Genomic DNA, 12,898 nt, shown 5'->3' with positions numbered 1-12,898 from the left:
GCAACCTGATCTTAGAGGCCCGGCCCGCCCGGAAATCGCTGGCGCGACTACCCTTCGGTTGCTCAGCATGGTCCGATGAGCGCGGGCTTCTTCGAGTACTACGGCGTCGACGGCGTGGAGGACACCCGCCTTCGGCGATCCCCGCACGGCCGCCTGGAGTTCCTGCGAACCCAGGAGCTGCTGCGCCGCCACCTCCCACCGGGCCGACACCGGATCCTCGACGTGGGCGGCGCCACCGGCATCCACGCGGCCTGGCTGGCGGCGGATGGCAACGACGTCCACGTAGTCGACCCGGTGCCCGCCCACGTAGCGGCCGCCGCCGCCCTGCCCGGCGTCACCGCTTCCGAGGGCGACGCCCGCACGCTGGCCGCCCCCGACGCGAGCGCCGACGTGGTCCTTCTCTTCGGCCCGCTTTACCACCTCACCGCCGCGTCCGACCGCGCACAGGCGCTCGCCGAGGCCGTCAGAGTGCTACGCCCCGGCGGCCTGCTGGCCGCCGCCGGGATCAGCCGCCACTTGTCACTCCTCGAGAACGGCACCAACGGCCAGCTGACGGCCGCCGACGAGCCCCCCATCCGCCAGGTGATCGAGACCGGCGACTACGACGGCCACGTAGGCTTCCTCGCCTCCCACTTCCACACCGCCGACGAGCTGCGCACCGAGGTCGAAGCCGCAATTTCACAAGACGTCACCGTCTACGGCGTCGAGGGCCCGGCCTGGCCGGCTCTGGACGTGGCAGGCCTGGACGCCTTCGACACCTTGGTGGACAGCGCCCTCCGCTGCGCCCGCATAGCCGAGCGAGACCCGCTGCTCATCAACGCGAGTGCCCACTTCCTGGCGATAGCTCACGCTTGAGCCCGCCCGTGGCCGGCCGGCGGATCCATACCCTCTTCAATTGCCCGGCGGAGGTTCGTCGGCGCTTTCGGGAAGGTAGCCGCAGAGATGTGGGCCCGCAGTCGGCCTTGTGGTCGCGGCTCCAGAGGTAGGTGTCACGTTCGGTGGTGCGAGAGTAGTTGGCCGGATCCGGCACCCGGCCGGGGCCCGAACTGGCCAGCGTCCCAGCAGAACGATGGTCTGCTGCCGCAGCGTCATCGGCGACGCGCCCTTGCGGTATACCGGCAGTGGCTGTCGTGGTGTCCAGCGCCGCCCGTCCTGCTCGATGTGGGCAGCATCCATGCGCGCCGGTGGTGTGCCAGGTCCAGGCCATCGGCCGCTCGGCCATCGCTCACGCCGCCCCACCATCACGGCCACAACAGGCGCGCATGCCGGAGTACAACAACCACGGCGACGTCCTGGACGAGTACTGGCCACGGCTGACCGAAGAGCTGCCGGAATACCAGTTCCACCTGCTCGGTGACGAAGAGCAGATCCTGGCCAGGGCGCGCTCGATCCCGTTGCATGGGGACGGCACGGTGGAAGATCTTCCGCAGGGGATCGACGGAGCGCTCGTTCGCGGGTTCGAAGAGCGCGAGCCCAACGTGTTGTGCGCCCTTCTGGTCGCTGTCCCACGGGGAGTGCAGCGTCGGCGTGCCGCTCTGAGAACTACAAGCTTCCGAAGAACGCTCGCAGGTCGCCGGCCAGCTCGGTGGGCGCCTCCATCGCCGGGAAATGGCCGCCGGTGGGGAATTCCGTCCAGCGGGCGGTGGCGGGCGCGGGCACGAGCTTGCGGACGGTCTCGTCGGCGCCGAAGACGGCGAACGCCTGCGGGACCGTCGTCGGGCCGCCCCACTCCGACGAATGTGCCTGGTCGTACAGCGTGTGTGCGGCCGACGCCCCGGAACCCGTGAACCAGTACACGCTGGCCGTGGTCAGCAACTGGTCGTCGTCGAACGGCAGGCGGGTCCACTCGTCGAACTTCTCGGCTATCCATGCCAGCTGGAACAGGGGCGAGTCGCTCAACCCGTACGCGATGGTCTGTGGTCTTGAATTTTGAATCGCGAGATAGCCGGAGCCGTCGCGGCGGAACCCGTCCATGCGGTCGAGGATCAGCTTGTCGACGGGATCGCCGGCGTCGAGACGGTCGGCCATGCCGGGCATGAAGGTGGCGGTGGCCGCGGCCGTCGCCGGATCGGTCACCACGTGCACGCCGGTCACGTGCTCGGGGTCGAGGGTCGCGACCGAGCCCGAGACGCCCGCGCCCACGTCGCCGCCGTGCACGCCGTAGCGCTCATAGCCCAGCTCGGCCATCAGCGACACCCAGGCCCGGGCCGCGCGCATCATCGTCCACCCCGGACCGGACAGAGGCGTCGAAAAGCCGTACCCCGGCAGCGACGGCACGACCAGATGGAAGTCGTCGAGCAGCGGGATCAGCCGCAGGAACTCGGCGGGAGAGCTCGGATAGCCGTGGGTGAGGACCAGGGCGGGAGCGTCGTCACGAGCCGAACGGACGTGCAGGAAGTGGATGCGCTGCCCGTCGATCGTGGCGATGAACTGCGGATATCGGTTGAGGGCGGCCTGCCAGCCGACCTCGGGCCAGCGATCGGCGAGGCCCCGGAGGCGGTCGGCCTCGATGCCGCGACCGGGGAAGGACATCGGCCAGCGCGCTGAGGTCAGGCGCTGCCGCAGATCGTCGAGCGAGTTTTGCGGTACCTCGATGCGGAAGGTTTGCATGGGTTGCACGTTAGGGAGGATCGCGGTCAGTTTCGTTCCGCATTTGCGGCCACGATGGACGGATGTTGGAAACCTCCGCTCGCCTGCTGCGTCTGCTCTCGCTGCTGCAGGGCCGCCGCGACTGGACGGCCGCCGACCTGTCCGGGCGGCTCGGCGTCACCTGCCGCACGGTCCGCAAGGACGTCGACCGGCTCCGGCGCCTCGGCTATCCGGTCGAGGCGCGGCCGGGGGTGGCCGGCGGCTATCGGCTGGGCGCCGGGGGTGGCCTGCCGCCGCTGCTGCTCGACGAGGAGGAGGCGGTCGCCGTCGCCGTCGGGCTGCGCACCGCCGCCTCCGGCTCGGTGACCGGCATCGAGGAGGTGTCGGTCCGGGCCTTGGCGAAGGTCCAGCAGGTGCTTCCGGCGCGGCTGCGCCGCCGGGTCGAGGCGATTTCCGTGTACGCGTTGCCGACTCCCTCGCCGGACCCGACCGTCGACGCCGAGGTGCTCACCATGATCGCCGGCGCCTGCCGCGACCACGAGCGGGTCCGGTTCGACTACGTGTCCCAGAACGGCACCGTGACGAGCCGCGACGTCGAGCCGTACCGTCTGGTCCACGACCGAAGACGGTGGTACCTGCTGGCCTGGGACACGACAAGATCCGGCTGGCGCTCGTTCCGGGCCGACCGCATCACCCCGCGCGTGCCCGGCGGCCCTCGCTTCACCCCGCGCCCCCTGCCTTCGGACGAGGCGATCACCGCCTTGGTCTCGCGCGGCCCCTGGCCCTATCGCGCTCGCGTGGTCGTGCAGAAACCCGCCCAGTACGTGCGGGACCGCATGCCCGTCCGCGTCGAGGTCGCGGAGCTCGGCCCGGACCGCTGCGAGTTCCGCCCCGGCTCCGACGACCCGCTGACCCTGGCGCTGTACCTGGGCCTGCTCGACGCCGACTTCACCGTGATCGACGGCGCCGAGCTGGTCAAGGCCCTCGAAAAGCTGGCCGCCCGCTACTTCCGCGCGATCTGAGCGAATTTTGTATCCTCGCAAGCCTATGACCGACATCGCACGCTTCTATCGGCAACCGAGCCCGACCTCCGATCTCGGCCGGCACCGGGACCGGGTGCCCGGCCTTCCCGCTGACCCTGAGGCGCTCAGTGCGATCGTGCGCGGGCTGCTGATCCACAACCACACGGCGACGGTTCAGGGCCTGCGGTTCTCCGCCGAGCGCATGTCTCACATGGAGACCGTCGGCGCCGAAGCGATCCTGGACAACGTGATCGGCATCGATCCGGCGCCCTTGGATCGCGAGCGGCCCGCCGAGCGGCGCATGTTCGGCTTCTGCTACCACTTCGCGCTGCTGCACTGCGCCTTGCTGCGCGCGACGGGCACACCGGCCCGCATCCGATGCGGCTTCGGCGGCTATTTCGTGGCGCGACGCTGGATCGACCACTGGGTGGTCGAGTACTGGGATGGCTCCGGCTGGGTGCTGACGGACCCCCAGACCGGGCGCGGCAACTTGACCGGTGACGACTTCCAGGACGGTGTGACCGCGTGGCATCTCTGTCGCGGCGGTGCTTCGCAGCCGGCCGCCTACGGCAACGGGGAGCTGTGGGGCTGGGACGAGTTGAGGGGCAGCCTGATCAACGACGTCGCCGCCCTCGACAAGGTCGAGGTCGCCGGCTGGTATTGGTGCGACCGCCTCCAGGTCGAGCCCCTCGATCAGCCGCACGCTGAGCTCGACAAGTCACTCGACGGTCTCGCGGAGCCGGTCGGGGAGCCCGGGAACCGCCTCGACCGGTATCCGGAGTTTCGGCCGCCGGCCGGAGCCGTCGCGCGATAGAACGCGCGACACTTCCCCTACCACTGCGTGCCCGGCCGTGCGAAGTTCACCGTATGCGCCTGGAGATGGTCACCCGCGACAAACTACGAGGCCGCCTTCGCCGTGAAGGTGCGTCCCGACCAGGAAGACCTGGTCGCGCCGGTCGTGAAGTCGCTCGCCGAGGCGTACGTCTACCGCGACCACGCCTGGCCGAGGCTCATCTACGACGGCGACCGCCCGGTCGGATTCCTGATGGCCTATTTCGACGTCGCGTGGAATCCGGAGATTGAGCCCGACGACCGGCGTCACGGCCTCTGGCGGCTGAACATCGCCGCCGACGCCCAGGGCAAGGGCTACGGCACATTCGCCGTCGAAGCGGTCTGCCAGGAGGCCCGCGCCCGCGGCGGCGATCGGCTCTACGTCTCGTTCGAGCCGCGCGCCGGCGGACCGGAACCGTTCTACCTCAAGCTGGGCTTCCGCCCGACCGGCGAGTACGTCGGCGGGCAGACGATCGCCGTGCTCGACCTCTAGAGACCTTTCGCGGTCAGGGTCCGGGCGGTGTTGGTGGGGATAGACCGGTTCCGGTGAGGTAGCCGTCGATCAGATGGGTGCGGTGTTGCATGCGTTTGAGGCGGTTCTTCACGGCGATGGCCAGACTGCCGGCGGTGCGGGCGGGCAGGTTCGCCAGGCTGCGTTTGAGACCTGACCAGGCTTTCTCGATGGGGTTGAGTTCGGGCGCGTAGGCGGGTAGCCGGTAGACGCGTAGCCAGGGCCGGGCGGCGATCAGGGCTTTCATCCGGGTGGAGCGGTGCGCGTTCAGGCCGTCCCAGACGAGCACGATCGGCGCCTGCAACTGCCGGTGTGCGGCGTCGAGCAGCCGGGCGAAGTCGCGTTCCCGAAAGCCTTTCGGCTCGCCTTTACGGCCCCGGCCGGAGGTTTTGGTGCGGTAGATCAGCCTCGATCGGTGGCCGGGCCGGTAACAGACCAGTCCGGCCACCGAGACTCGGGCGTTGCCGGTCGCGGTGACGTGCGCGATCGGGGTGACGCCCTTGGGCGCCCAGGTGGCGGCTTTGTGCGGTTTTAGCGTCTGGCCGCACTCGTCGGCGAAACAGATCCAGGCGGCCCGTCGTGCGGCGACTCTTTTACCGCCGGCCACTGGTAGCGGCGCCAATGCGCGATCGCAGCCTCGTCCCGCTCGATCGCCCGGTACGACGGCAACTGGCTGGTCCAGCCGAGCCGGCGCATGGCTTCCCACGCCGTGGTGATCCCGACCCGCACGTCGAACATCGACGCGATCAACGCCACGATCCGGACCAAAGTCCACCGCTGATCCTCGCCATGGCCGGCCGCAGCGGGCCCTTGTTCCAGACGGGCCTTCAACCGGGCCAGCTGGGCGTCCGACAGCTTCGGACCCGGACCTGCCGGCCCTCGCGAAGCCAGCGCGTCGACACCGCCGGCCGCCCAGGCCCGCCGCCACTGATACGCCGACTTCGTCGACACCTCCAGCAACGCGGCGACCTCGAGCGCCGACCTGCCCTGCGCGAACAACAGCGCCGCTCGCTGCCGCACTCGCTCTCGCCGTACCCGTTCCGCCTGGTCAACGCCGCCACCGTCGCCATATCGCATGCGACCAGCAGACCCGACACCCGCCCGCCAGCACGATCACCCACAAGCGTCACAGTGGATCAGACACAGACCCCCAACCCGAAAGGTCTCTAGAACGGGTGCGGGTCCAGCGTCCGGTGCAGGTAGCGCCTCTCCCGCATCGCCTCGACGGCCGGGTGGGTGGGTCCCAGCGCCGCCGCCAGCCGGCCCAGTGCCGCCTGCTCTTCCTCCGGCGTGCTGCCGTACAGGTCGCGGCGCATCAACACGAGGTTGGCGGCGCAGCGGGCCGCGTCGGGGTGCTCGGGGCCCAGCAGGTGGTCGGTGCGCTCCGCGAGGGGCTCGAGCATCTCGTACGCCTCCGGCACCGCGCCGTACTCGGCGGCGAAGATGGCCTGGTTCATCCGGGCCGCCAGCGTGTACGGGTGGTCGGCGCCGAGCATCTTCTCCAAACCCTCGCCCGCCTGCCTCGCCAGGTCGCGCGCGCCGCCCGGGTCGCCGATCGCGCGGGTGACCGCGGCCCGGTTGTTGACGCAGGCCACGGTGTGCGGGTGGTGCTCGCCGAGGCGGTCCCGGTAGTGCCGCTCGACCTCGGCCAGCTCGCTGCCGGCCGAATGCGCCTCGCCGATGGCGAGGAGATTCACCGCGCGGCTGAGGCGGCAGAACAGGGTCTCGGGGGCGGCGGGACCCAGGAGCTGATTCAAATTCTCGTACGCCGTTTCCAGGCGTTCCGCGGCTTCGGCGGCGCGGCCGGCGCTGCGCTCGGAGACGGCCAGGTTGGTCATCGCGCCGTAGGTGCGCGGTGACGTGTCGCCGAGGACCTCGCGGTGCCGGGCCAGGATGTCGCGCAGCAGCGTGATCGACTCGGTGTACTCGCCGGCCTCGCGCAGGTCGCGCCCGAAGTTCGTGCCGGCCGTCAGGGTCAGCGTGTGGGTCCGGCCGACGATCAGCATGGCCCGGTCGTACACCTGGCGGGAGCGGTCGCGGGCGGCCCGGATCTCGCCGGCCATCCGCAGCGACGTCGCGAGGTTGTTCTGCGCGTTGAGCGTGCGCGGATAGTCCTCGCCGAAGTACTCGATCCACGCCGCCGTGGTCTGCTCGTCGAGCTTGCGGGCGTCCGAGTACCGGCCCAGCGCACGCAGGTCGCGCCCGAGCCCGGCCGCGGTGATCAGCGTGTGCGGGTGGTGGTCGCCCAGCAGGCGGCGCTGGTCGGCGAGCACCCGCTCGTCGATCTGCAGGGCCTCCTCGAAGTCGGCCTGGTCGCACACGATGTTGGCCAGGTTGTACTGGAGCTGGAGCAGCTGCCGCTCGAGGACGGGGTCGGCGATCGAGGCGCGCAGCCGCTCCCAGCGCCGCACGAACTCCTCCCCGGTCCGGCGCGCGTTGGACAGGTCGCCGGAGGTCCACAGGTAGCGCAGCCGGTCGATGATCAGCCGCCGCACCGCCTCCTCGCGCGACTGCCAGGCCTGGGACACCTCCAGGTGCGGCCAGATCTGCTGGAAGCGCGGCCAGGTCGCCGGGTCGTCGACCTCGCCGGCCGGCCGGTGGGCGGCCAGCACCAGGTGCGCCTCGTGGCGGGCCAGCTCGAGCTCCTCGTCGGACATCCGCTGCCGCACCACGCTCTGGATGATCCGGTGCACCCGGATCGTGCCGGTGCCGACGTCGAGCTTGAGCAGGGCCAGCCGGTTGATGTCCTGCACCAGCCGCCCGCGGTACATGGTCTCGCTGACCAGCGGGTCGAGCGGCGAGAGCAGCGCCGCCATCCGGTCGCCGTACACCAGGTCGAGGGCGACCTCGGGGGCCAGCACCGAGCACAGCTGCAGCAGGCGGTGCGCCGCCGGCGACCGGTCCTCGAGGCGGCGCAGCGACAGGTCCCAGATCGGGTCGAGGCTGTCGGAGACGACCTGCTCGATGTGCCGGAGGTATTCCGCCACCGAGGTGCCGGTGTCGGCCAGCCAGGCGCCGGCCGCCGCGATCGCGATCGGCAGGTCGCCGAGCGCCTCGGCGAGCCGGGCGGCGTCGTCCGGCCGCATGGTGGGCACGCGGCGGCGCAGGTGGGCGACGCTCTCGCGGCGGTCGAAGACGTCGACCTGGATGGTCTCGGCGCGGTCGGACCACTGCGCGTCGCGGGAGGTGATCACGACGTGGCCGCCGGGGCCGGAGGGCAGGAAGCGGGTGACCGACTCGATGTCCTCGGCGTTGTCGAAGATCATCAGCCAGCGGGGCAGGGTCGCGCCCCGGTTGAGCGCGGAGAGCGTGGCGCGGGCCTGGTCGGCGATCGTGCCGCCGCCGGGCAGGCCGAGCTCGCGGCCGAGCTCGGACAGCTGGGTGTCGATGAAGGTGGTGGGATCCGAGTTGATCCACCAGACGAAGTCGTACGCGTTGCGGAACCGGTGCGCGTACTCGATCGCCACCTGCGTCTTGCCGATGCCGCCCATGCCCTGCAGCGCCACCGGGGACGTGCCGGAGAGCACGACCGGGCTGCCGATGGTCTGCAATCGGGTGCGCATGTCGACCAGGTCGTCCTCGCGGCCGGTGAACTGCACGTTCCGGATCGGCGCGTTGAAGATCAGCGCGGTGCGGCCGGGGAAGCGCATCCCGATCCGGGCCCGGTCGAACGCGTCGACCGGGTGGCCGACCAGCTTGAGCAGCCGGGTCACGGCGATCTCCTCGGTCTGCCCGACCAGGAACGCCGAGTCGGCCTCGGTCTGCCCGCGCAGCGGCCGCACGTCCGCCACGTACACGACCAGCGGGGTGCGGCGGTCGCGCGGCACCCGGCCCTCCTCGGCGTCCACGTTGGCCGGCGAGACGATCGTCAGCGGCCGGCCCTCGGGGGCCGGGGAACTGTCGGCGTCGAGGCCCGTCGGGGCGAGGTTGACGGTCACGCCGGCGGCCCGCAGCACCCGGGCGATCCACTCGGCCCAGAGCCGGTCCTCGGCGGCGAACCGCAGCGCGACCGCGGTCTCGGGCAGCACCGTCGGGCGGACGAACCGCGCGGCCGTCCGCTCGCGCAGCGACTCCTCCATCGGCGGCAGCGACTGGATCTCGCCGTCGGTCAGGTAGGCGACCAGCGTCTCGTAGGCGGCGAGCATCGAGGTGCGCGATCCGGGCCGGTCGCCGAAGGTGGCGAGCGTTTCCTCGTACGCGTAAAAGGGTTGATAAGGCACCTCGACGGTGGCCCAGTACGCGTCGCGCTCGGCCGGTGTCATGCCGCTGGGCAGGCCGGTGAAGCGCTGCCGGGCGGCCAACCGGCCCGCGTCCGCGCGCTTCTTCTCGGCCAGGTCGACCCGCATCGGCACCGGCAGGATCCGGATCGGCCGCCGCCCCCGCTGGCGAGCGACGTTGCCGGCGACCAGCGCGGCGCCCTCGATGCCCTGGTCGCTGAAGGTGAAGCAGTCGACGAGCACGTCGGGCATGTGGACCGTGCAGATGCCGGCCACGTCGGACCAGCCGGTGCGGCTGTCGAGCAGCGCGTAGTCGTACCGGTCCTTCATGTCCTCGCGGAGCGCATCGAAAAGCTGACCGCCGCCGTAGCGGGTGTAGAACTCGTCCCAGTCGCGCTCGTAAACGCTGCGGGCATAGTCCTGGTTTTGATTGCCCGCCGCGAGAAAGTCAAGGGTGCCGCCGCCGGGGAACTCCCAGTTGAGGGTGAACGCGTGCGCGCTGACCCGGGCGAAGTCGCGCTGCCAGTCGTCGGGCCGCGGCACGTCGAGCATGGTGGCCTGCTCGTAGCGGCGGACCAGCTCGACGATCCCGCCGGCCGACTCGAACGCGGCCGGCTCGATGAACGGCCGGTAGAAGCGGTGCAGGCCGGGCGACTCGAGGTCCCAGTCGGCGACGAGGACCCGCTTGCCGTTCGCGGCCAGGATCCAGGCCACGTTGGCCAGGGCCATCGTGCGGCCCGTCCCACCCTTGTACGAGTAGAACGTGACCACCTTGCCGCGGTCATCGGTCATTGCGGTCCTCTCCCCCGATGACGGGCAGCGCCGAGTCGGCGCCCTTGGGCAGGAACACCGGGGCGCTCCTGCGGTGGGCGTGGCAGGCGCTGTCGATGATCGACGGCAGCCGGTCGGCGAGCCGCGCCGGGTCGGTGACCACCGCGATCCGGCGGCGCGCGACGCCCGCGGCCATCAGCCTATCGGTGAGCGTTCCGGCGCCGACGACGAGGACGGACGTCGACTCCGGCAGCGGCGTGTCCAGCGCCGACCCGTCGGCGACCAGCACGAGTCCCGCTCCGGGTCCCGGCCGATCGGTGATCCGGGCCGGGTAGCCGAGGCGCTCGGCCACGTTGACGACCAGCTCGGCGGTGGCGATGTTCCCGGTCAGATCGGTCACCGTGAAGACCGGATCGGGGGCGCTGTCCACGACGACCGCCTCCGGCGCGGGCCGGGGAGCAGCCCGCGACGCCGCCACGATCCGATCGGCCAGCCGCCGCACGACGGCCCGATAGGACTCCCGGAACATCGAGAGCCGCGCCATCGCCTGGAGCCCTTCCGACGCGTACGCGGAAACGCCCGCACCCAGGCGCAACGCGGCCTCTCTCTCCTCGGCCCGCTCCCAGCGTGGCCAGGGCACCCACAGCACCGGCAGGACGAACCGGGCGGCGGCCTGCGGGTTCTCGAAACGCCCGACGAAGGACGCCATCTCGCGCAGCGGCCACGCCTTCGCGAAATACCCCGGCGAGTAGAGCGCCACGAACACGTCGGAAACGCTCAGCGCCCGTTTCAGGCTGCCGCGCCAGTCGTCGAGCGGCGCGGACAGATCGTCGTAGTAGCCGCCCGGCACGCCCAGCGCAGCGACCTCGGTGGTGAGCGCGGTGTGCAGGATCCCGGCCCAGTGATCGATATCGGGCCGGTCCTCGTGGCGCAGGCGCGGCGCGTGCCCGTAGCTGAGGTAGTAGGAGTACATCTAGGACCATCCGGCGACGGTCTCGGCCATCCGCGCCACGAATCGCTCCCCCGCCTCGGTGAGCCCGTCGCCGCCCCGCAGCGCGGCGATGGCCGCGGCGGTCCAGTCGCGATACATCGCATACCGCGGCCTGAGCGAGGGGTCGCGCTCGGCGCGGCGGCGCCAGATGTCGGCGATTCCCAGATGCGCGTACGTCCCCTGCAGAGCGGCCTCGATCGGGCGCGGATCGGGCCGCCATCCCACGTCCAGTCGCCCGGATGCGTCTTCCTTCACGAGGTCGATCAGGTCGAGCACCGCGCCCAGCTTGGTGTGCTGGAACTCGTGCACCAACAGGACAGCCATCTCTTCCGGATCGGGCGTGTAGGCGATGCCCAGCGCTCCGAAGGCGTCCCGCGAGGTGGCGCTGCGCTGCGTCCCGTCCTTCGCCGCCTCCAAAGGCGTGATCGTCTTGACCCCCCGTCGGAGGCCCGCCAGTTGCTCCGGGGCGTCGATCTCGACCACCTTCCAGGCGGCGTCCAGGACCTCTTCCCAGGCGGCGACGTCCTCTTTCGCCAGCGCGCCGGCCACCGGGAAGCCGTAGACATCGCGAAACGGGCTGGCGTCATCCAGGGATTTGTCAGAAAAATCGGGCAGCACCACGAACCCGTCAGTGAGGCACCGGACGGCCCAAGCGCGAACATAGGGCCGGGAGAGCATCTCGTCGAACGCCGCCGGATCCGCCCGCTCGCTCGCGACCAGCGACGGCGCCCCGAACCGGGCCACGATCTCCGCGACCAGGGCGCGGTTGATGGCCAGCTGCGCCGACGCGAGCTCCCCGACCGCCGCGGCGTCGCCGAACCCGTACGCGATCCGCTCGAACACCTCCGCCGGCAGCGACCCGATCTCCGACGACGGCGCGGGCTGCGAGTTGAGAGTGATGATGAGCTCCTTCAGGTCGTCGCAGTACACCGACGGGTTGTCGAAGCCGGTGCCGGGCCGGTAGCGGTGCGCGACGAGGCCTCCCCCGCACTGTCGCACCACCGCGCACGCCCGGCAGGTGGCCGACAGCGCCCCGATCCCGCCGCGCCGCCGTGCCATCGCGGGCTGCCGCGTCACCTCGTCGGCACTGTGATCGAAGACGGTCATCCCGATCGCGGCGGCGCCGTCCCACGTGGTCTTCATCGAGTCCGGCTCCTCCCACGCCCCGTCGGTCTCGATCACCACGACGTCGCCGGCGTCGATCCCCAGCGCCTCGGTCCCGCTCGGCCCGCCCCGGCCGAGGGCGCGCACCGAGTCGAAGAGCCGGATCGGCACCGGCCTCCCCTGCGCGGTCCAGCGCTCATGGACAGCCAGGAGCCAGGCGGCATACGAGCCGGCCGGCGGCGGGTGCTCCCAGGTCGCATGGGGCAGGAGGAAGTCGATCCGCGGCGGCGCCTGAGCGATCAGCGCGTCGTAGACCTCGACCGGATCGTTCGCGAGGTCCACCGTGCACAGCAGCCCCGCGTAGATCTGCGGATGGCGGCGCAGCACCGCGATCCCGCGCAGCGTCGGGTCATAGCTCGACGCGCCACGACGGAAGATCCGGTGCAGGTCGTTGTGCTCGCGGGCGCCGTCGAGGGACACCCCTGCCTTGACGCCGAATTCGAGCAGGATCGAGGCGTACGCGTCATCGAGCCGTACGCCATTGGTCTGCATCCCGAGGTCGAGCTCGCACACCGCCCCCACCGTGCGGCGCAGCTCGGCCAGAAGCGAGCGAAGGCGAGCGGGCCCGAGCAGCAGTGGCTCCCCGCCGTGCAGGATCACGCTCACCCGCGGCAGCCCGTGCGCCGCCGCGTGCTCCGCGATGCGCGCCGCGGCCACCGACGCGGTGGCAGGCGTCATGAACGGCGGCCGCCCGCGCCACGACTGATCGGCGTGCTCGTACACATAGCAGTGATCGCACGCCAGATCACAGCGGGAGGCGACCTTGAGCACGTAGTGGCGCAGCGGGCGCCACGGCGACATC

10 protein-coding genes are annotated in these 12,898 nt (G+C 71.2%); 4 read left to right on the top strand and 6 right to left on the bottom strand.

Annotation, left to right across the window (positions count from 1 at the left end):
- Positions 1–75: 75 nt before the first annotated feature.
- Positions 76–855: a class I SAM-dependent methyltransferase gene (locus tag ACQPZX_RS24175; RefSeq protein WP_433384649.1), complete on the top strand. Its 780-nt coding sequence runs from the start codon at positions 76–78 to the stop codon at positions 853–855.
- 687 nt (positions 856–1,542) lie between these two features.
- On the opposite strand, the gene ACQPZX_RS24170 is transcribed toward ACQPZX_RS24175, so the two are convergent.
- Entirely contained in the window at positions 1,543–2,610 is a 1,068-nt protein-coding gene (locus tag ACQPZX_RS24170; RefSeq protein WP_433384646.1) for an epoxide hydrolase family protein, read from the bottom strand.
- A gap of 62 nt (positions 2,611–2,672) precedes the next feature.
- Here ACQPZX_RS24170 and ACQPZX_RS24165 point away from each other — a divergent pair, with 62 nt between their 5' ends.
- From ACQPZX_RS24165 to ACQPZX_RS24155, 3 genes are all read left to right on the top strand, one after another.
- On the top strand, positions 2,673–3,611 hold the full coding sequence (locus tag ACQPZX_RS24165) for a helix-turn-helix transcriptional regulator (RefSeq protein WP_433384643.1): 939 nt from the start codon (positions 2,673–2,675) through the stop codon (positions 3,609–3,611).
- A 25-nt stretch (positions 3,612–3,636) separates the two neighbouring features.
- The gene (locus ACQPZX_RS24160) at positions 3,637–4,425 is read left to right on the top strand and encodes a transglutaminase-like domain-containing protein (protein ID WP_433384640.1); all 789 of its coding nucleotides are present in this window, start codon (positions 3,637–3,639) and stop codon (positions 4,423–4,425) included.
- Positions 4,426–4,527: 102 nt separating this feature from the next.
- On the top strand, positions 4,528–4,935 hold the full coding sequence (locus tag ACQPZX_RS24155; RefSeq protein WP_433384638.1) for a GNAT family N-acetyltransferase: 408 nt from the start codon (positions 4,528–4,530) through the stop codon (positions 4,933–4,935).
- Between the two features lie 13 nt (positions 4,936–4,948).
- Here ACQPZX_RS24155 and ACQPZX_RS24150 read toward each other — a convergent pair whose 3' ends face one another.
- The 5 genes from ACQPZX_RS24150 to ACQPZX_RS24130 form a co-directional block, all read right to left on the bottom strand.
- Positions 4,949–5,560, bottom strand: a complete 612-nt coding sequence (locus ACQPZX_RS24150; protein WP_433385239.1) for a transposase — start codon at positions 5,558–5,560, stop codon at positions 4,949–4,951.
- Positions 5,485–5,973, bottom strand: coding sequence for a winged helix-turn-helix domain-containing protein (locus tag ACQPZX_RS24145; protein ID WP_433377869.1), 489 nt, complete (start codon positions 5,971–5,973; stop codon positions 5,485–5,487). Before ACQPZX_RS24145 ends, ACQPZX_RS24150 begins: the two co-directional genes overlap by 76 nt.
- Before the next feature lie 146 nt (positions 5,974–6,119).
- Positions 6,120–9,962 (bottom strand): FxSxx-COOH system tetratricopeptide repeat protein, encoded by a 3,843-nt coding sequence (gene fxsT / locus ACQPZX_RS24140; RefSeq protein ID WP_433384635.1) that lies wholly within the window; start codon positions 9,960–9,962, stop codon positions 6,120–6,122.
- Positions 9,952–10,914, bottom strand: coding sequence for a hypothetical protein (locus ACQPZX_RS24135; RefSeq protein WP_433384632.1), 963 nt, complete (start codon positions 10,912–10,914; stop codon positions 9,952–9,954). Before ACQPZX_RS24135 ends, fxsT begins: the two co-directional genes overlap by 11 nt.
- Positions 10,915–12,897 carry an FxsB family cyclophane-forming radical SAM/SPASM peptide maturase gene (locus ACQPZX_RS24130; protein WP_433384629.1) on the bottom strand — a complete coding sequence of 661 codons (1,983 nt, stop codon included), beginning with the start codon at positions 12,895–12,897 and terminating at the stop codon, positions 10,915–10,917.
- Position 12,898: the final 1 nt, after the last annotated feature.

Origin of the sequence: Actinoplanes sp. CA-142083, assembly GCF_050942195.1 — a bacterium.
In the GTDB taxonomy this organism is placed as follows: Bacteria; Actinomycetota; Actinomycetes; order Mycobacteriales; family Micromonosporaceae; genus Actinoplanes.
The sequence above is the reverse complement of the archived record's forward strand: the minus strand, read 5'-3'. Positions and strand labels throughout refer to the sequence as shown.

Excerpts from the sequence above, each read along its gene's own strand:
- ACQPZX_RS24175 (WP_433384649.1), top strand. The coding sequence starts at position 76 with ATGAGCGCGGGCTTCTTCGAGTACTACGGCGTCGACGGCGTGGAGGAC.
- ACQPZX_RS24170 (WP_433384646.1), bottom strand. The coding sequence starts at position 2,610 with ATGCAAACCTTCCGCATCGAGGTACCGCAAAACTCGCTCGACGATCTG.
- ACQPZX_RS24165 (WP_433384643.1), top strand. The coding sequence starts at position 2,673 with ATGTTGGAAACCTCCGCTCGCCTGCTGCGTCTGCTCTCGCTGCTGCAG.
- ACQPZX_RS24160 (WP_433384640.1), top strand. The coding sequence starts at position 3,637 with ATGACCGACATCGCACGCTTCTATCGGCAACCGAGCCCGACCTCCGAT.
- fxsT (WP_433384635.1), bottom strand. The coding sequence starts at position 9,962 with ATGACCGATGACCGCGGCAAGGTGGTCACGTTCTACTCGTACAAGGGT.
- ACQPZX_RS24135 (WP_433384632.1), bottom strand. The coding sequence starts at position 10,914 with ATGTACTCCTACTACCTCAGCTACGGGCACGCGCCGCGCCTGCGCCAC.
- ACQPZX_RS24130 (WP_433384629.1), bottom strand. The coding sequence starts at position 12,897 with ATGTCGCCGTGGCGCCCGCTGCGCCACTACGTGCTCAAGGTCGCCTCC.